Annotated in this window: 16 protein-coding genes and 1 pseudogene; 3 read left to right on the top strand and 14 right to left on the bottom strand. The window is 59.0% G+C overall.

What is annotated here, in order from left to right; translation table 11 throughout:
- Positions 1–182: 182 nt before the first annotated feature.
- Positions 183–760: pseudogene (locus G3N64_RS21655) on the bottom strand (helix-turn-helix domain-containing protein); the annotation flags it as partial.
- A gap of 265 nt (positions 761–1025) precedes the next feature.
- On the opposite strand from G3N64_RS21655, the gene G3N64_RS21650 reads away from it, so the two are divergent.
- Complete coding sequence (locus G3N64_RS21650; RefSeq protein WP_205785742.1) at positions 1026–1685, top strand: hypothetical protein; 660 nt, start codon at positions 1026–1028, stop codon at positions 1683–1685.
- 296 nt (positions 1686–1981) lie between these two features.
- Here the strand turns inward: G3N64_RS21650 and G3N64_RS21645 are convergent, their stop codons facing one another.
- The 9 genes from G3N64_RS21645 to G3N64_RS21605 all read right to left on the bottom strand — a co-directional run bounded on the left by G3N64_RS21645 (position 1982) and on the right by G3N64_RS21605 (position 13786).
- Complete coding sequence (locus G3N64_RS21645; RefSeq protein WP_205785741.1) at positions 1982–3607, bottom strand: hypothetical protein; 1626 nt, start codon at positions 3605–3607, stop codon at positions 1982–1984.
- A gap of 12 nt (positions 3608–3619) precedes the next feature.
- On the bottom strand, positions 3620–4810 hold the full coding sequence (locus G3N64_RS21640; RefSeq protein WP_241021137.1) for a caspase family protein: 1191 nt from the start codon (positions 4808–4810) through the stop codon (positions 3620–3622).
- Entirely contained in the window at positions 4807–6021 is a 1215-nt protein-coding gene (locus G3N64_RS21635; RefSeq protein ID WP_205785740.1) for a hypothetical protein, read from the bottom strand. Before G3N64_RS21635 ends, G3N64_RS21640 begins: the two co-directional genes overlap by 4 nt.
- A gap of 105 nt (positions 6022–6126) precedes the next feature.
- The gene (locus G3N64_RS21630) at positions 6127–7773 is read right to left on the bottom strand and encodes a hypothetical protein (protein WP_152034461.1); all 1647 of its coding nucleotides are present in this window, start codon (positions 7771–7773) and stop codon (positions 6127–6129) included.
- A gap of 80 nt (positions 7774–7853) precedes the next feature.
- Entirely contained in the window at positions 7854–8600 is a 747-nt protein-coding gene (locus tag G3N64_RS21625; RefSeq protein WP_205785739.1) for a class I SAM-dependent methyltransferase, read from the bottom strand.
- Complete coding sequence (locus tag G3N64_RS21620; RefSeq protein ID WP_081421211.1) at positions 8593–11160, bottom strand: diguanylate cyclase; 2568 nt, start codon at positions 11158–11160, stop codon at positions 8593–8595. The genes G3N64_RS21625 and G3N64_RS21620 overlap by 8 nt, the downstream gene beginning before the upstream one ends.
- The gene (locus G3N64_RS21615; protein ID WP_160313561.1) at positions 11141–12001 is read right to left on the bottom strand and encodes an HAD hydrolase family protein; all 861 of its coding nucleotides are present in this window, start codon (positions 11999–12001) and stop codon (positions 11141–11143) included. The genes G3N64_RS21620 and G3N64_RS21615 overlap by 20 nt, the downstream gene beginning before the upstream one ends.
- A gap of 40 nt (positions 12002–12041) precedes the next feature.
- Positions 12042–13073, bottom strand: coding sequence for a DNA adenine methylase (locus G3N64_RS21610; protein WP_047852065.1), 1032 nt, complete (start codon positions 13071–13073; stop codon positions 12042–12044).
- A gap of 14 nt (positions 13074–13087) precedes the next feature.
- Positions 13088–13786, bottom strand: a complete 699-nt coding sequence (locus G3N64_RS21605) for a DNA adenine methylase (RefSeq protein WP_205785738.1) — start codon at positions 13784–13786, stop codon at positions 13088–13090.
- A 560-nt stretch (positions 13787–14346) separates the two neighbouring features.
- On the opposite strand from G3N64_RS21605, the gene G3N64_RS21600 reads away from it, so the two are divergent.
- Both G3N64_RS21600 and G3N64_RS21595 read left to right on the top strand, forming a co-directional pair.
- Complete coding sequence (locus tag G3N64_RS21600; RefSeq protein WP_205785737.1) at positions 14347–14961, top strand: LysE family translocator; 615 nt, start codon at positions 14347–14349, stop codon at positions 14959–14961.
- Positions 14962–15071: 110 nt separating this feature from the next.
- Entirely contained in the window at positions 15072–15320 is a 249-nt protein-coding gene (locus G3N64_RS21595; RefSeq protein ID WP_205785736.1) for a hypothetical protein, read from the top strand.
- A gap of 60 nt (positions 15321–15380) precedes the next feature.
- Here the strand turns inward: G3N64_RS21595 and G3N64_RS21590 are convergent, their stop codons facing one another.
- The 4 genes from G3N64_RS21590 to G3N64_RS21575 all read right to left on the bottom strand — a co-directional run.
- Positions 15381–16739: an MFS transporter gene (locus tag G3N64_RS21590; protein WP_205785735.1), complete on the bottom strand. Its 1359-nt coding sequence runs from the start codon at positions 16737–16739 to the stop codon at positions 15381–15383.
- Positions 16740–16924: 185 nt separating this feature from the next.
- A complete protein-coding gene (pcaC, locus tag G3N64_RS21585; protein WP_046548861.1) occupies positions 16925–17311 on the bottom strand; it encodes a 4-carboxymuconolactone decarboxylase in 387 nt (128 codons plus the stop codon).
- Positions 17312–17321: 10 nt separating this feature from the next.
- On the bottom strand, positions 17322–18107 hold the full coding sequence (gene pcaD, locus G3N64_RS21580) for a 3-oxoadipate enol-lactonase (RefSeq protein WP_205785734.1): 786 nt from the start codon (positions 18105–18107) through the stop codon (positions 17322–17324).
- 13 nt (positions 18108–18120) lie between these two features.
- The coding region (locus G3N64_RS21575; protein WP_241021136.1) for a lyase family protein at positions 18121–18870 on the bottom strand (750 nt) is incomplete at its 5' end.

Raw genomic sequence — 18870 nt, 5'->3', positions numbered from 1 at the left:
GGCCTATCGTGCCCATGTGCCCAACGTCATGGCAGTCGGCTGAATCGAACCGGCGTCGACGCCTTCTTCTTCAGGCCTGCCGCGTGATAGAGGCGGATCACGTAGGCCGGCAGCGCGTCGGCCGCCAATAGTCCATTTCCTTGCCTGCCGCAATACGGGTCTTGCGGTTCAGGGCGTACGGATAAATGCTCGAGCAATTCCTTTTTGAGCGCACCACGAGCTTGTATGTGGAGGCTGCGGTATATGGTCTCGTGCGACACCTGATAGTCCCTGTTGACCGCGTACACGTGCTTAAGCCAACCGGCGATCTGCTCGGGCGACCACTGCAGCCGGAGCTTGCTTGCCACGACCTGGGCAAGTTCGCGGTTCTTGACGAACTTACAGATTTGTGGGCGACGGGCTCGTTCCCAAGCATGTTCGTCAGCATTGCTCGCCCGATAGCCCGGCATACCTCCGTTCCGCTTGAGCTCGCGGCTAATGGTCGACAGAGCACGTCCGAGTTGATTCGCAATTGCGCGAATCGAACGCCAGAAATCATCGAGCGCGAAATCTCTTCCCGCTCGGCAAGAGTCAGTGCCAATCTCGAACGGTGCCGTTGCTTTGGCTGTATGCCGCCCGTTTCCGCCAGAATCCCGTGTATCGACGAATGGTTCCGATCAAACAGCTGGGCGATCTGCTGCAGCGATTCGCCCTTGCACCAGCGCTCCCACATTAACGCCTTCTGGCTGTCTGTATAGTAGATCCGCCGTCTCTGTTTCATTGCAACACTCCTTGCTGCTATGCAGCCTCAAGTGTGTTGCATCGACGGGTTGAATCCGCAAGCCTCAAGTGTGTTGCATCGACGGGTCGAATCCGCAGCCGCCATCCGCCCGATTAGGACTGTGTGTCGTCGTGCCGAGACGATCGGCGCGGCGCTCCCTTGCCCGTCATTTTGTGACGAACAATCTCCCATCAGTCTCAACATAATAGGACTTACATGGGACTCCTAGATTTCCTATGCTGCTACCTATTGATCGGAGGCGTATATGAAATCAAAAGGAATCGTAAAACGGCTTCACCGTGCGCTCCCGAAGCCGATTCTTAGACTTATGGAGCAGAACACACGTCTGCGGGCACAAGTTGAGGAGTTGAAGCGACAAATTGCGGCTGAGAGAAAGCTAAATCGGGAGATGGGGCGACGATGCAGAGTCTTGCCCACGATCTTTCAGGGGCGAAGGGGCGAACTGCTCGTCGCGGACGTCAGTCGCGGAGCGTTAATGGATTACGCTTCAAGGTTCGATGTGCGCACGCCGGAGAACGCGAAGATCGAGGTAAAGGTCAGTCGTGCGCATGATAAGTCGAATGAGGACTATTCGGAGTACAGGGAGAGCTATGCGAAGACCTATTGCTGGATCTGGAGCAACGTGTTGGGCTCGGTGCGTCGCCCGAAGAGGTACGACTTCCTTGTCCTGATTGGTGAGATGCCAGTGGGAGAAGGGCGTGACGACGTTCCCGAACTCGCTTACTTTCTTGTGCACGTGAGTGAGGTTAGAGCCCTAAGCACTATAGGTTCAGGTGGGCGTCTGGCAATACAGCTTGGGACGAACTTCGAAACCGTGCGATCTGTTGCGAAGCCTCTCATCGGTTGCAGAGTATCACTGCCCGAACTAGAGGCGGCAATCCGCGCAGGACGCGAAACTCTATAGCCGGGCCGGTACCGGGGGCGCCCCCTCGCCGTCGGACAGTTCACGCCTGCGCTGGCGAGATCGCGCCCTTGTGAACAGACACGCAATTGTGCGGCGGACGGCCGCTTGCCAGCCTAATTCGGTCAATGGCCTGCCCCCTTACAGATCTTCGAGCGGCGGCTTGTTCGATTCACTCGAGCTTCTTGGCTGGGCCGCGGCCGCTAACTACGTATCGATGAAGGGCCGAAGTGAGTGGGTAGGGGTCCAGACGGAACATCGCGAGAAGAATAGGTTCTTGAACGGTTCAGTGTATTAACTCACTCCTCGCCGTCGAAAACTGACGTCGCATGCTTGCGGCGCTCCTCGCGCCAGTACTTCGGAGTTTGCCGCGGCACGCGTTTGGCTGGCATAGACTTGGGAGTCTCAGCAATCAAGTCATCGTGTCGTCGCGAAGGTGCCTGACTAGCTACGCGCGGAATCCCACGCTCTGAGGGCGCCGAGAACTCTTGCAGAAAACTGGTTTCTACGACAGGGATACCTAGATCCACGGTCCGTCGAAACAACGGCTCAGGCTCTATCGGCCGTTGGTCAGGCCTTTGGGGTATCTGACCAGACTGCCGGCCGTCTGACATTGACCCGCCTAAACGAAGTGCTTCGACGACTGAGGCACTGACCGGGGCACGGGGCAGGGCCACGCGTGTACCGCCGAATTTGCCCGCCCGGATGCCATCCCAGGGGCGAGCATAAACCACAGCCTCCCGCGGTTCAGCGCTCGCCGGATTGGTCGCGGCACCTCCTTCCAATCCGTAAATTGGTGTCCACGAAGGCTCCGCCGGACTCTTGCCATAGAAAGCGAAGTACGCCCCCGTGGAGCAACGCGCCCTCGCATAAGCCTGCGCTGCCAAGTAGGCAGCGTGAAATCGTTTCGTTTCCTTCTTTCCACGATGAATAGCTGCCATAGTCTCTACCAACACCGTCGCGCCCATGGCAAAAATCGGCAGCCCGCGCTCAAGTGCAACCTCCAACATCTTGCGGACATCGGCCTCTGTCTTATCATCCCGCTGGAGAGCAAGAGCAGCTGAAACGATGGCGCCGTCCGCCAAATAGGGGACCCACTCAACAAGGTTATCCACCCAGTGTCGACGGCGCTGCAGACGCCGGTCCTTGAGCAAGAGGTAAGCGCCGGCAGCTGCGGCCACCGGATCTCGTCGCTTGGCATAAAGCGACAGGTCTGCCGCGTCCCAGGCTTCGGCTAGGCGATTCGCATCTGAAATCGCACCGCGCGCCAGATAAGACATGATCAAATCGTTGTCCGGCTCGGAGCGCCCGATGGTGATTTCGAGCGTATCACCCTCCTCCGTCGGACTGCGCGTCAAAGCCACGCGCACAGGGCCACCTGGAGGTAGCGCCACCAGGCGCCAAGCCACCTCCTCACCACCGATCTGCAGCAAATGAGGTGCCTGCGGGAGGTCGAGGACAATCATCTGCATCCCATTATCACGCCTCCGATCGACCGCTCGCGCGTCTTGGGCTTCCCATCGGCCATCACGCAAGGCCCATAGCGTCATCCATACCTTGCCGATACGCCTCGGTGGAATATTCCCCGATACAGCGCTAGTCTGCAGATGGTGCAGTGAGCGGAACGGCGCCACCCATTGCAGCCACTCGTGCGGGCTGTCGTTTCCGAGATCCAGCGTGGCACTACCCCGACTGCCGTGCAATTCAGCCGTCTGCTGCAGAGTCTCCCCGTTGGGCAGCCTGCCCAGCACATGCACCCGATCTAGACCCTCTGCTCGCGGCGAAAGCTCAAACTGCGTCGGCCGCCCCGCCGAGGCAACCCCGCTGGCGAGCACCGTCCCATCGGGGGCATAGACGTCGACCGGCAGAGTCAAAAGCCGCCTTTCTCTCGGCCAACCTGATACAGACACGGTCAATTGCACCATGGCCGTCCTCCTTCAAGGTATGACGAAGCGGGAGGTAAAGACCGCTTTCGTAAGAAATCGTCGAGTGATTACCTGCTCGCCGTACTCATTGTTCATGGCATTGGTACCGTACGTCCATTCACCCTGCTCCTTGATAAAACGGGCAGGGCCAGCCGCGAGCGTCTTGACGTCTCTCAGCTTCGCAGCATCCTCCATGAACGCACGTGCCACGGGCCGATAACCTTCTGGTTCGATATCCAACTCCACCACCACGGAAGGTCGCCGAGTCTGGACGTGCATCGGCACATTCCAGTTACCTTCGCCTTCTGTCTGGCCCAATTTCTGCCGTTCACCCCTCTCCGCCTGCTGTGAGAGCGTCAGCAGCGCCGCTGCGGCATCGCGCAGGTCGGATACACCAACACCATAGCCTGGCCCAGCGGTATCTTGGCTTCCGCAATGCCCCTGTAACGCCTGCAACAGCGCCGCTGTGAACCGAGCCACACCGTCCGGTGGCGCATAGGCAAGCCGGCTTGTGGTGGTCGCGCGCAGAACAGCCCATTCAGTGGTCTGCGGTGCACCATTCCGTCTACCGCTGATTAGCGCTCTTGGGCCGTCGATCTGGTTGATCAGTTCCTCGCTGAGTTCCATACAGGCGTCGATCAAGAAAGTCAGGCTAGCTGATGTCTTGCGGATCGAAGCTTGGCAAGTGTTGGACACATGGAAGACCCCCTGCCAGAGATCATCCGGATCTTCGCCGAAATCGTCAGCCACCAAGAATTGGCTAACGCCGTCGCTTACGCCATGTCCACAGAAATGAAACACTCCGCGACTGTTGGGATTAGCACCAAGCCTACTGAGCCATTGTATGTAGGCAGCCTTGATATTGGCCAAGGTTGGCCGCGTGGTCGGTGAGACGGTGCCAGATGGCGCCTCGTAAGGATCGGCAGGTGAAGTCAACATCACCAGCGAACCTAGCGGCGCATCAGGGTTGTGGAACGCTAGGTCAGGCGGCAGTTGTTGTCCAGCCGGCATCGCGTCGGCGCCGCTCAGAAACCAATCCGCCATGGCCACCGCGGACAGCCGCGGCGAACGGAGCGACTTCAAGCCACCGTATCCCGCTGCGGCCAAGCTCGGGTATTCGCCACAGCCAACCAACAGCACGTGAGTCGCAGTGATCGTCGGGTTTTGCCGCACTGCATCCGATTCGAAGACCAGTCCCATCATGCGCCCTCGTTCAATCGGGACGCCAGCCGCTTGTAGAAACTCGGCCGCGCGAAATAGCCGCCATGAGCCTCCAGGAGCCCGTAGCCTGTGTCGAAGCGGTAATCGACCACGCCGTTGAAGACTTTCTCCGCGCAGAATGAAAACACATCGTTCGTGTCGTATACATTCAACCAGCGCGCAGCGCTCGCCGGTCGCTCCAGTCGGTCCTTGTCGGGGTTGATCGACGGCTTTAGTAGTTTCGCGCCATAAAGATCCATCTCCGCAAACAAGGCCACTTGTGACCCCACGGTAACGAACTGGTCTACTTTGACATCAGGTGCGAAGTAGGTGAGCAGGTCGTACATAATGACGCCGCCCAGGCTGTGCCCGATAACGATGAGTCGATCGTCGCCGTCCTGTCTGGCTGCCTCGGCCGCGCGCAGATTAGCCAGCACGTCCTCAAGGATCTTGCCCGGCTTCTCCGGGGTGCCACGCTTGTCCAGGTAAACAAAGACGTCACCGAGGAAGCGCGATGCTTTGGCATGCGCCCACTTACGCCCCGTACCAACAACTGCTGCTGACAAGACGTCGCTAGGCGCGCTGGCCAAACGGCTAACCGCCTCGCGCAAGGACTGAAGCCAATTGCCCAAGCCCAGTGTCTCCGGGACCTTTCCCCCCGCATGAGCTACGCGGAAGGGTTCGATCTCCGTCATCAGCCGCTCAACGAATGCTTGGTTGGACAATGACGGCTCCTGAAAAGCCCAGGCTGGAACGGGATGCTTCTCCGCATAGGCCACGGAAGCCACATAGCCGTCGAGTACCTCGCGATAGCCCTGACTAGACTGCTGTATCGCGGATGCCGTATCCCAGACGAGGTCCACGGCTGTCGCGAAACCCTTGGTCTTGCTGAGTCGCCCAAGGTTTACGCCGTCGCGCCCGTACTGGAATCGCGCTTCGCCAAGCCAAATCTCGGAATTGGCAACAACGCCGCCGGCACCACCAAGCGCAAGCGCCTCGACATCATCCGATCCTGACGGCACGGAGGCCTGGTTCCAACGGAATTTCACCCCTTCGCCGCCCCAGTAGGGAAAGAAAACAGAGACCTTCGCGACATCGAGACCGAGTCCGGGCGCGAGTAGCGTTTTCAGAAACTCCGTTTTGCAAGCCACCCCCTCCGCATAGTCCAAATCCTCGATCCGGTTATTGACACCGTGCACGAAAACGATGGGCATTTTCCTCCTCCTTGCGCTTGATTTTTTTGCGATCACACCTTCAATGATGACGTCGCCTTTTACCGTGTTAATTTAGCTGACCCATACTAGCAAGATCGGAAGCAGTTACTGACGAGGTTGCAGGTAAATTGCATATTCCATCACCTGCTTGGCGTTACGCTTTCCTTGCGCCTTATACACGTGATTCATCTGAAAAATTTCTATTCTATGTGCAACATCGCTCAGATGCTTTAGAGTTCCCTGAATGGACGCTGTGCCGGAATTTGAATAACTCCACAGACAAGACCACCCGTTTGCAAGACAAGCGTGCAAGACCTTAGCGATCTCTCGCTCGATCAATTCGGGACGTCGCCCACTAAGCGATGAAGCAAATCGAGCAGGACTACCGCGCTGAGGTAATCGCCCTTTTCCAGATACCGAATGCGGCTGGTATCGCACGATGGCTTCCAGCACATGGTAGTAACGACTGTACTCGTCGCGAGTGTAGGGCGGATCGACGTACACGCACACTGGGCGTCGACTTACATGCTGTGTCAGCTGTCCCAGCGCGGCCTCCCAGGGTCCAGGCATCACCTCGACTGGATACTTGACATGCTCACTCTCCTCCGCCAATCTCGTTAGACGGACGAAGAATTCATGTGATACCGACAATGAGCGTTGCTTTAGCGCGTCTGACAAGTCACCGCGCCGCTTACCGTCTGAAGCTATATCAAGTTTAGGTTGTGCGAAGTGTCCCCCGTACGTATACGCACAGGCGCTCGCCGCGCATACCAGCGCGCCAAGCGCCCACCTCCGATCGCGCTCCTCCGGCAAATCGTCAATTGCCTGGCGCAGGCAATCCAGCTCTATCCCTTGGCGCTCGCCGAAGTAAAGACCGGAGTAAAGATGCGACAAGAGGTGACCATGGCGCCATGCATCTGTTACGGCCTCGATACCGCCGAGGCACTCCAGCTCCCAAGCCAACGCACGACGCCGAAGACTATCTGCAACCGATTCCTGTACAGTTTGTGATAGCTCTGAATTTAATAAGCGATCCTCTTCATCGATTCGCTTGCGATGCTCGTCGGAAAGCGATTCATAACGGGATCTCGCACCTCGTATCACCTCCTCCGCAATCACATTCCCGTGCGCAAGCGTCATCCCCCCGCCTTGGACGAGTCCGAGGTATCTACAAAAAATCTGTGCATCTGACGCGATGGTAGGGTAGTGGCGTGAAAAAGCGCCCGCCATGGCACCGGAACCACACATTAAGTCCATCAACGTGGTTCCGTCCGATTCCAAGGCATTCACTATGTCCAGAAGTTGCCCAGCCAATGCAGCCTTCGAGCCCATGTAATTCGCAGATCGAGCAAATAGCCCGCTACGACTTGCAGCCAGTTGTCGGTGCCGCGCCCTGCTTCGGGCCGCTCGATCTATGAGCGACACATCGAGCGTGTATGCCCGATATTCGCGCAAATCTAGTTCTTGCCATGAGGGCGCTTGCTTACAGATATTGTCCGTGGCTCCCCCCGCCACCCACAGCGGCAAAAGCTGCATCCACAGCTCTTCCGCCGATGACCGAACTGCAGTAGCTCCGGCGGTCACACACGTGTTTGAACCGAGAGGCGTAATGATCGCCGGAGCAAAAAGATCATCAGTGAGTTGCGGTTCAGTTCCCCAATCGAAGGAGGAGGATGTGAGGGCGCGGAGCCGATCGAATTGGCTTTGTGACACCCACGCTTGGTCGTCGGGTCCCGTGATCGCCGGAAGCAATCCAATCCGTCTCCACGGTGTATGCGTCGGATCCGACTCGTCAAACAATCGAAGCAGCGGCACGTCATCAGTTGTCTTTATCAAGTTGCCACCGCTACGATGAGACCAAAGGGAGAGTCATGCGGATCACTTGCCAAGCGTAACCCTGCGCCAGGGAGCCATGCCATGAATAGAGAGGAGTTCATTCCCTTATGAAAATTCATGACCCAAACGCCCCCTGGTGCCAAATGGCGCGCAACGGATGTTAGCGTCTGATGCATGTCGCATGCGTAATGCATCACATATGCACTCAATGCAACGTGGGTATCCTGTCTTCCGGAATGGAACTCGTCTTCAGTCAAGATAGGAAGACCCGCGTTGTGCGCCGCCAGCCGAACTTCATCACCGATATCAAAACCTCTAATCATCGGCACCTTCGCTGGCAAAGTTGTTCCCAAGATCGTCCCTGGCCCGCATCCGATATCAAGTACCGTTGCGCAAGATGAGTGACTCCTAATCTCCTGTGCATGACTAAACAAGAACTCGTAACATGCTATGTTTCTCGTCGGATCGATCTCAAGTTCGTAGCGATCTCCTAGCCAATTGAAGAACTCTGCAACCAAATGACCGCGCGCGATATCATCCGACACCGGTGCCATGTAAGTATGCTCAAAAACGCGAGTCCATCCAGAGGATCCATTACGCCACACGGTACTAGGCGCCGAACAGGTAGAGACCAAAACAGCCAAGTTTGACGAGCGATACGTCACCGTGACATTCGGCTCACGCAGCAACCTACCAATCAACGCATCATCGGCGGGAAGAATTAAGCGATCGGCATTAGTCACTGGACAAATCCACAATTCGTTTCGCAATGCGACGATGAACACCATCGACCCGCATGTGCAGACTCAAGGCGACATATGTGAGCTGCCCCATTCGAAGTTGCGTTTGCGTGGATGCCCCCGTAGGCACACCCTCCGCCAATAGCGATTGGGCGAGCTGAATCGAGCCGTATAAGCTGTAGGGCAAGCCAATGAAGGCTTCCACAGTGCGCCATACAAACACCCAGTCCACGATGTTCTCGCCATCGTCATCACCGACTCTAGGCGAGGCCCATACTGAAACAAGGCCTTCTGGCGAAGGAGAGCCATCTGCCCTGGGTACATGTGGCACAACCAGCAATGCACGACGCGTGGAACGATGCTGAGCACCTGTTCTGTAGCAGGATTCAAGTTCTCGTCTAAACGCCTTTACCTGCCCACCTTCCTCCAAGATTTTCCCAATACGACTCTCCGGCCCGATCAATACCTGGGATGCGTAACGCTCCAGATCCTTATCTTGCGCTCGAAGATATGCGGGTATCGGGTCTTGCTGAGGAGCCTCGAGCACGAGCTTGAACGCGATCAGTTCCTTCAGTGTCTGAAATGCATCATCCGCCGATTGCCGAATCGCTGCTCGGCGAAGCACGTCTATGATCACCGGATACGCCTGTGCCGCAGTGCGGCAGCGAACCCCATCGATCGGTTCAAGCGATTGCGACTCCAGCATCTTGCGCGCCAAAACGTCCAAAGTCGGATTAGATTCCTCTGCTTGATAAGGCTCCCCTATGATTTCCACAGGAGCGTTCTCGTAGAGTGACTCGACCAGTTCCTCCGGGGTCTTCACGATTTTGATATTCTGCTGCAACACTGGTCTCAGATCTCGAACCGAGTCAGAGGCGATATCAGCGAGTGAAGCGATCTCATCGATAGACCAGTCGACTTCCTGCTTCAGGCGACGAACTGTTTCGCTGTTATCGCACGCACGCCCCCATCCAAAAACATACAAGCGACCATCACCACGTGCGGCGGACTGGCATACCTGTGCCACCGCTACCTGCCAGAAATCCGGCAAGCCACCGCCTGAATTCGGGCGGTCGTCGATTACAACCACATGAGAAAATAAGTCTCGTGGCAGTTCGTCTCCCCCCGCAAAGGTAGGCCGATCTGATAGGCCTACCTGCAACCCGATCAGGGGAATTGACCCTCGCACTCGTTCAGGGGTCAAGATTTCCGCGTTTTCGACTCCTTCACAATCATCGAGGCTGTCGCCCCACTTCACATTGCCGTCAATCAATACTTGTGCACGGGAGCCATCGGACGTAAACGCGATGCGCAGATCGTTGGGGAGCGTCTGATCGGTCAAATATTGAGCACGCAGGATTCCGCTTGCAACTGCAAGCGCCAATGCAATTTGCGGAACCGCTTGCACGGGTTGCTCCTGTAGCAAGCTGCCCATCGAGCACATCTCGGTCGTCTCAATGTCGAGCCACTTCCGCAGATGCTCTACTGCGTCGCCCAGAGTCGCCTCGCCATCCATCTTGTGATTCTGCGCTACTAGTTCCACCATGCCCAATCTCGGATCAGGGAATGTGGGACTGGACAGGCATGCACGTCGTCGAACCAAAACAGTGCCAAAGCGTGCAAAATTATGTGCAGTTGTGCATTCTCCCTGAACGCCTACGACACTCGCGATGGACAGCCGTCCACGACGCTTATCTTTGTCGCGATTCTCGCTGTTCGATTCCATGCTCGATGCATTGCTTTCACCATCGACCACCGGCGATTTTGTCGCTTCTTCTGCCTCGACAATTGCTTGTCGGATATGTTCGAATGTCACCTCGTTGTGCAGAAACTGCAGCCCAAGAGTCAAGTCGATATGGTGAGGACGACCATCATCTCCGTGAAATGTGTACTGCTGAATTCGTTGGCGCAGATCATAGAGCGCCTCCATCATGGGAAGCAGGCCCACGTCAGGCAAAATCAGATAATATTCATCACCGCTCGGGTGAAAAGGTAGCCCTCCGTGATGCAGGCATAGATCGTGCAATTCACGATTAACCATGCGAATTGCCTCGTCTCCTTTTTCATGGCCGGCTTGGTCGTTCAGGTTTTTGAACTTATCCAGATCGGCAAACAGAATCGCGATAGACCCTTTGTCGGGAGACAATTCTCGTAAACGCTCCACTGACTTCGGCAAGCGAACGCGTACAGACTCCCGTTTCCAAGCCAAGCCACCGGCAGGCCGCATATCTTCGCCCCACAGTGCTTTTGCCAAGACCTTCAGCCGTGGAAGAATCTCTTGCTCCTCTGCTGTCTGAGGAAAGTGATCGGCGAATACGATAAACTGCACATCGGCACTTAAATCACCTTTTTGCAGTACGTGGGGAGGCACACTGCCTTCAATTGCGCCCCAAAGATATTTCTGGTCGAACTGTTCGATTTGTACCCTAAGGCGACCGGCGAACAATGATTTTGCAATCACGTCGAGACGACGCGTCACCTCCTGAGGCGAAAGAAACTGCCAATTGGTCTCCTCGATCAGTTTTTCCAGCGCGTCCTTCGCTTCACTGGTGGTCATTTCCATGTCGCGTCATTTTCCCCGTTAGTAATCTGCGAGCCTGAGCGACCAATTGAAGTGCTTCGATCACTCCGCTCGTAGACGGATATGTTGTTTGAAAGCGACTCGACGATTGCGCTTGAGCAGATGCATTCGCAACACAGACGCTCACCCCCACAGCCTGAAGCAGCTCGACGTCGTTATCGTTATCGCCTATCGCCATGACCTGATTTGGTGGAATCCGCAAATAGCTCAACAGGGACTCCAGTCCTACCGCCTTGCTCGACCCGAACGGCCGAACCTCAATATAGCGCGATCCACTCACCGTCGGTGCAATGCCCCGAATGTGCTCGAGTGCGGCCGCGAGTTGCGTTCGTACGGCAGTGTCCTCGGACCAAAGCAATGCCGCAACGCAATTGGCGTCCGAAGGAACTGACTCCATCGGAGATACCGGGAGTCCATTGAATTCCCGCTCGGGGGGTATATCTTGGCCAACGAATGTTGCCCATTCACCATCCAACCGCCCGGCGAGATCCGCATGCAACCAATACAGTAGGGCACTCCCCCCGACGCTTGATACCGCACTCGCCAGCGCGCTAATCGACTCAGGACCAAGAACTCGTTGCGCCAACAGTACACCAGCGGCCGTCATGACGACGCTACCGTTGTAGAGAATGACCGGAATGTCTTTATGTCGAGATACTGCTTCGATCGCAGCCCGAGCTCCTGCAAGCGCGCGGCCAGTAGCAAGCGTCAGCGGTACGCCGCGGGATTTGAGCCGATTCACCAAGTGAGATCGCTTACTCCACTCAGTTTTGGTCGGCAAGTCATCGGAATTTGTCAGCAGGGTGCCGTCCAGGTCGAGCACGACGAGTTCGACCTGAGCAAAGGGCTTTAGGTCCTGAACATCAGACAGGGCGTTTGGGAGGGGAGCCGGTCGGCCGATCGACGATGAACACATGATGCCTAGAACGCCGTTTCCGGCTTGTTGTGGTGTAGCCCAATGCGTTGACCTCGTATTCTGTCATAGTACCCCGCGCACTAAGACAGTCCCTGAGATCAGGCAAAGGAATAAAAGCGTCATCGCAATACTGCACGACAACGCGCTTCCAGCCAACTTCGCTCAGCAATTTCTGAAGGTAATCGAGTCTCATTGCCTGTCGGAACTGAGTACTCTCCACACCAATTGTTTTGGGAAGCCCTGCAAGGCTGTCCGGATTAGTTCGGGGCCGGCTCAACTGGGCCAAAGATTCCGGCAGATGATAGTAACGGGCATAGTCCCGGTCGTTGTACGGAGGATCGAGGTAGAGCAGATCGAAGTTGCGGCCTCGCAAGGTTTCCAACGCGTCGCCGCGAAGAGCTTGTCCAGAGGGGAAGCCCGAAGATACCGGCAGGAATGATAGGCTGAAGGGACGCAAAGCCTTGCGATCCCAGTGTTTAAGGTGGGCATAGTAGGTGCCGGCCGTGTTGGCGCACGCGTCCATCGCGTCAACAAATGACGAGACTAAGTGCGCACGCTCCGAGGTCGACAGCCACCCGCTCTCATTCCATCGGCACATCTCGTCCCAAACGCCCGCAATGCGAATCGCATTTTCGACGGTGAAAAACATTCTCTGTCTGGCAAACTCGTTCACGATCCATGACCGTGGGTTGCGCTGTTGAACCAAATGGTCAAGTACCGCTTCCCGCGAGTCCAGATTCAAATTGCGACGGACATGTAAATATCTTGGCACACTCGAGCAAACCACCCGGGTATGTTGAAAGGCATGCGGCATGGACAGAATGTCGCAAGTGGTGACGCGAACATCGCGCTGCCGCAGTGCAGCACCAATAGTTCCGAGCCCCCCGAAAGCATCGGCCGCCGTCTGGATTCGCATCCCATCGAGGGCTAGGCCGACCACTGCCTCGAGCGTCGAGGATTTCGAGCCGAAATAGCGCACAGAATCGCCTCTCCCTATGATGACGCGAATGGCTCAACGCGTACGTTAATCTGATCTGAAAATGTGTCTCTCATCCAGTTCAGTAGCAGCGCACGCTCGACATCCGGTAGACCGACTATTTTTGCGCGCAGCCGCTCCTGCTTACGCCGAATACGTTGTCGGTCACGGTACGATTCGCCCACCCATTGCAGATCGGCCGGAACGGTTGGCGGATCGTAATTGAGCCAAACACGCTCCTCTCGAGCGCAGCCGTGACTCCCCACGCTAAACGAGAGTTCCCGCCAATCACGAAGACGCTCGCTGTAAAGATCGCTGCCATACCCCGAGATCATTACAGGGCACGGAACGTTGACTAGGACATCAAGCAAAGCTTCGTGATCCAACGACGTGTACTCATGACGATAGATTGCCGAGCGACGGCGCGTAGTAGGTAGATACGGCGGGTCCAGATAGATGAACTCAGCTCCTTTAAACTCGAAGGACCTCAAAAATTCCAATGCGTCACGTTGAACAAGGCGCAAGTTCGGAACTTCGTCGCCACGCCACCGGGCCAGCACCTCCGGGTCCGACTCGATGCCAATGCTCACGGACGCGGGAAGCTTGTTCCGTAGCACCGCTCCCATGCCCAGATACGCCTCGATGTACGTCTCGTGCTCCGGGATGAGATTGATCAAGCGACGAAATAGTTGGCCTTTGCCACCGGGATATGTCATGCAAGGAGCATCGTCGGAATTGACGATGGTGTCAAGTGGCCTATGCGTCCGTCCGACAGACGCTGGACCGGACGCAGCACCAACGCAGTCGCACAAGCACTCGGCCGGCGTTGCAGCGTCGCATCAATTTTTCGACCTCGGATAAGTGCGCGAGCACTTACATCACAACCTCGATCATTCGATCGCCCCCCGGATGATGAGCCGACAAAAAGGCGGCCACTACCGCTTTGCGAACAGCCACAAGTCGCGGTTTTGCTCATGGCGGCGGACAGTGCGAAGGTGTGAAACTCCAAATGTATTCACATTTATTGATAGTAATTTCACAAAAACAGAAGTTATGTAAATATAGTGCAAAATATCTCTGTCTTTACCTCAAATATTCAAAGACAACTTATTGAGACTGCGGACATCTTTTCTGAGAGACAACACGTGTTGCTAGGTCCGTCACCTGCCCTTCATCCCCGTACCGGCAATCGTCAAACCAACTGTACAGGTACTGTACAGAAAACCGTCGCTAAACTGACCTCCATCCCAGTCAAGAACCGAATGGAGAATCCGCGATGGAATTCCTCACCCTGAGCGCGCTGCCCGCCGGCATGCTGTTCGCGCTCGTCACGACGATCACGCCCGGCCCGAACAACACGATGCTGCTCGCGTCCGGCGTCAATTTCGGATTCCGCCGCACGATGCCGCACCTGTTCGGCATCAGCATCGGCGTCGCGATCCTGATGCTCTGCGTCGGCTTCGGGCTCGGCGAGGTGTTCAAGCGCGTTCCGCTGCTCTACACGATCCTCGAAGCCGCGAGCGTCGCGTACCTGCTGTACCTCGCGTGGCGCATCGGCACGTCGGGCGAAGTGAAGGCAAACGGCGGCAAGCCGCGGCCGATGACGTTCATCGAAGCCGCCGCGTTCCAGTGGATCAATCCGAAGGCATGGATGATGGTGCTGACCGCCGCGACGACGATCCGCCTGTCCGCCGACTACGGGATGAACGCCGCGTGGATGGCCGTCGTGTTCATCCTGATCGGCTTCCCGTGCATCAGCCTGTGGGCCGCATTCGGGCTCGGCCTGCGCCGCTTCCTGTCGAATCCCCGCGCGCTGCGCCTCTTCAACGTGACGATGGCCGTGCTGCTGATCCTGTCGCTGTATCCGCTGGTCGCGCACCTGCTGGCGTAGTGAGCGCTCACCGCGCGCCCGTTGAGATTCGCCCGATGCAGGCGTACCCTTTTGGTACGGGCGCGCGCAACCGTTTGGCCGGTTGCGCCGCTGCTGCCGGGAGAGTGTCGATGAAGCCACTGCTGAGGGCGGGCGAACACATCGAGGGGATGCACTGGATCGCCGAGTATCACCCGCTCACGCACGAGATTCGCGTGCTGCGCGAAGACATCGAGATCGGCATCTACTGCGCGCCGCCGACGATGTTCGGCGAAGAGGAAGACATGGGCGCCGCGAACCTCGCCGATCATCGCAGCCGGGAGGCCGCGCTGCGCGCATATCTGCGCAACTTCGTGAAGCAACACGACGCGGAAGAATAGCCGGCGGCCCGACGGCCGCCGTAGCGACGGGCCGGCGCATCGCACCGGCCCGCGCTTCGCTCAATGCCCGAGCGATTCGATCTTGCCTGCCGGCTGGGTCACGCCATGCGGCCGCGCCATCTGCTTGATCAGCAGCGCGACACACGCGAACACGCCCGCGACGGCGATCGTCGCGAACACGCCCGCGAACGAGAAATGCCGGCGCGTCAGCTCGGCGACGAGGAACGATCCCGCAATCCCGCCGAAGCGGCCGACGCCGAGCATCCACGCGACACCCGTGCCGCGCCCCTCGGTCGGATAGAACGCAGCGGCGAGCGCCGGCATCGACGATTGCGCGGTGTTCATCAGCACGCCGGCCACGAACACGATCAGCACGAGCAGCCCGACGTTACCGGCCGCCTGCCCGATCGCATAGACGCTCACCGCGGTCAGCGCGTAGCACACGGCGATCACGCGGTTCGCGTTGAAGCGGTCCATCAGCACGCCGCACAGCACCGCGCCCACGCCGCCGAGCGGGAACAGCGCGGAGATCAGCGTCGCGCTCTTCGGCGTCAGGCCGGCATCCTTCAGCAGGATCGGCATCCAGTTGATCGACGCGTAGAAGATCACGAGCCCCATGAAGTACGCGAGCCACAGCATCACCGAGCCGACGAGGTACGAGCGCGACAGCACGACGCCGAGGCCTTTGCTGCCGGTCTGCGGCGCGGCTTCGGTCATCGCGAACGAGCCGGCGTTCAGCGCATCGCGCGAGATGCGCGCGAGCGTCGCGCGGATCTTGTCGACGGCGTGGCCGTTGGCGACCATGAAGCGCACCGATTCCGGCATCTTCAGCAGCAACAGCACGCCGAGCAGCAGCGGCGTCACGCCGCCGAGGATCAGCACGCTGCGCCAGCCGAAATGCGGAATCATCCATGCGGCCAGGAAACCGCCGAATGCGGCGCCGAGCGGGAAGCCGCAGAACATCAGGTTGATCACGGTCGCGCGGCGCTTGTCCGGGCAGAACTCGCCCATCATCGTGACCGCATTCGGCATCGCCGCACCCAGCCCGACGCCAGTAATGAAACGCAGGACCGTCAGGTGCCCGATGGTCGTCGAGAACGCGGACATCAGGCATGCGACGCCGAACAGGAATACCGAGCCGAGCAACAGCGAGCGGCGCCCGAGCTTGTCGGACAGCGGGCCCGACACGAGCGCGCCGCACGCGAGACCGAACAGCGCGGCGCTCAGCACCGGCGCGAGATCGGGCTTGGTGAGGTTCCATTCGCCGAGCAGCGACGGCGCGATGAAGCCGATCGCGGCCGTATCGAAGCCGTCGAGCAGCACGATCACGAAACACATGAGGAACACGAGCCATTGAAAGCCGCCGAACGGCTGCTCGTTGATGAAGGTCTGGACATCGACCACGGGTGCGCGATTCATCGCGAGTCTCCTGATATATAAGCGACGCGGCCTCGGAACCGCGTCTTGCCTTTGTGCGCACACCGGCCATCCGGTGCACCGCGCGCCGATACTCTGCCGGCGCGTTCATTCATCGGCGACGGCCCGCCAACCATCAACGGGCGTCGCTCAGGATCGAATTACAGCTGGTGTTTAACCGGCCGCACCTAGGCGGCCCCATCCTGCTCCTTGAAGATCTTGTCCGCGAGATGGAATGCGGAATTCGCGGCCGGCACGCCGCAATAGATCGCGGTCTGCAGCAGCACTTCCTTGATCTCGTCGCGCGTCACGCCGTTGTTGCGCGCGGCGCGCAGGTGCAGCGCCAGTTCCTCGCCGCGGTTCAGCGCCACCATCATCGCGATGGTCAGCAGGCTGCGCGTATGGCGCGGCAGGCCGTCGCGCGTCCAGATCTCGCCCCATGCATAGCGCGTGATCAGGTTCTGGAATTCGTCGGTCACCTCGGTGCGGTTCTCGAGCGAACGATCGACGTGCGCGTCGCCGAGCACCGCGCGACGCACCTTCATCCCTGCTTCATAACGTTCCTGGTCATCCATCGCCGGCACCTCACGCGGTCAGGAAATCGAGCAGCGCGCGGTTGAAACCGTCGGTGCACTCGATGTTCGAAATATGCGCGGCGTCGAATTCGACGTGCTGCGCACCCGGAATCGCGGCGGCAAGCGAGCGGCCCTGGTCGGGCGGCGTCGACATGTCCTTCGCGCCGGTCACGACGAGCACCGGCAGCGCGATGTCTTTCACCTCTTCGCGCAGGTCGGCTGCGTTCAGCGCGTCGCAGTTCGCCGCATAGCCGTCCTTGTCGGTATGCACGAAAGTGTCGCGGATCGCATCGAACAGGCGCGGCTCGCGTTCGACGAACGCGTCCGTGAACCAGCGCGGCAGCACGGCGTCGGCGAGCGCGGCCATCCCTTCGGCACGCGCCTTCTGCGCACGCGGCGCCCACACTTCCGGCGAGCCGATCTTCGCGGCGGTGTTCGACAGCACCGCGCGAACGATGCGCGACGGGAAGCGTGCGGCAAGCGCTGCGCCCGTCAGCCCGCCCATCGAGATCCCGCAGAAATGCGCGCGCGCGATGCCGACGTGGTCGAGCAGGCCGATCACGTCGCCGGCGAGCTGCTCGATCGTGTACGAACCGGCCGGCGCGTCGGAATGGCCGTGGCCGCGCGTGTCGTAGCGCAGGATGTTGAAGTGCTGCGTGAGCGGACGGATCTGCGGCGCCCACATCTGCAGGTCGGCGCCGAGCGAGTTCGAAAAGACGAGCCACGGCGCGTCGTCGCGCGCGGCACGGTCGATCCGGTAATGCAGTTTCACGCCGTTGACAGTGGCGAAAGGCATCTTGTTCTCCTGGTTATTGCGCGCCCGCGTGCAGCGCGAGCACGGCGTCGACGTAGGCCTGCGCCTCGCCGACGTAATGAGCGGGATCGAGCAGCCGCGCGAGCGCGTCGCGCGACAGGTGGGCCGACACGGTCGCATCGGCGGCGAGCACGTCGAACAGCGTCGCGCCCGTGCGCACGGCCTCCTTCGACGCCTGTTCGACGACGTGATGCGCGTCGAGCCGGCCGATCTTGTCGCCGAGCGCGAGCATCACCGCTTCGCCGAGAATCAGCCCGCGCGTGAGGTCGAGGTTCGCGGCGAGGCGTTCGGTGTTCACGTCGAGGCCTGCGACGATCTGCGCGATCTGCGCAAGTGCGCCGCCGGTCAGGCGCGCGAGATCGGGCAAGGCATCCCATTCGGCCTGCCAGCCGCCGAGTGCCCGTTCGTGTTCCTGCACCATCCCCGCGAACACCGTCGCGACGAGGTTCGGCGCGCGCACGGCGGCGGTAAGCACCGCCGCGCATCCGACCGGGTTGCGCTTGTGCGGCATCGTCGACGAGCCGCCCTTGCCGGCGGCGGCCGGCTCGCCGAGCTCGCCGACTTCGGTCTGCATCTGCAGCGACACGTCGCGCGCGATCTTGCCGAGCGTACCCGTCAGCATCCCGAAACAGGACGCGGCTTCCGCGATGCGGTCGCGCTGCGTGTGCCACGGCAAGGCCGGTGCCGCGAGCTTCAGGTCCGCCGCAAGCGCGGCCGTGACGCCGGCCGCCTGCTCGCGCAGGCA

The sequence above is a fragment of the Burkholderia sp. Ac-20344 genome (assembly GCF_017104975.1).
In the GTDB taxonomy this organism is placed as follows: Bacteria; Pseudomonadota; Gammaproteobacteria; order Burkholderiales; family Burkholderiaceae; genus Burkholderia.
Note: the sequence above shows the minus strand (reverse complement) of the source record. Positions and strands in the feature narration are given on the sequence as shown.

Coding starts and splice junctions, on each gene's coding strand:
- pcaD (WP_205785734.1), bottom strand. CDS start 18,107: ATGCCTTTCGCCACTGTCAACGGCGTGAAACTGCATTACCGGATCGAC.
- G3N64_RS21595 (WP_205785736.1), top strand. CDS start 15,072: ATGAAGCCACTGCTGAGGGCGGGCGAACACATCGAGGGGATGCACTGG.
- G3N64_RS21620 (WP_081421211.1), bottom strand. CDS start 11,160: ATGGAAATGACCACCAGTGAAGCGAAGGACGCGCTGGAAAAACTGATC.
- pcaC (WP_046548861.1), bottom strand. CDS start 17,311: ATGGATGACCAGGAACGTTATGAAGCAGGGATGAAGGTGCGTCGCGCG.
- G3N64_RS21650 (WP_205785742.1), top strand. CDS start 1,026: ATGAAATCAAAAGGAATCGTAAAACGGCTTCACCGTGCGCTCCCGAAG.
- G3N64_RS21590 (WP_205785735.1), bottom strand. CDS start 16,739: ATGAATCGCGCACCCGTGGTCGATGTCCAGACCTTCATCAACGAGCAG.
- G3N64_RS21605 (WP_205785738.1), bottom strand. CDS start 13,786: ATGACATATCCCGGTGGCAAAGGCCAACTATTTCGTCGCTTGATCAAT.
- G3N64_RS21645 (WP_205785741.1), bottom strand. CDS start 3,607: ATGGTGCAATTGACCGTGTCTGTATCAGGTTGGCCGAGAGAAAGGCGG.
- G3N64_RS21635 (WP_205785740.1), bottom strand. CDS start 6,021: ATGCCCATCGTTTTCGTGCACGGTGTCAATAACCGGATCGAGGATTTG.
- G3N64_RS21640 (WP_241021137.1), bottom strand. CDS start 4,810: ATGATGGGACTGGTCTTCGAATCGGATGCAGTGCGGCAAAACCCGACG.
- G3N64_RS21600 (WP_205785737.1), top strand. CDS start 14,347: ATGGAATTCCTCACCCTGAGCGCGCTGCCCGCCGGCATGCTGTTCGCG.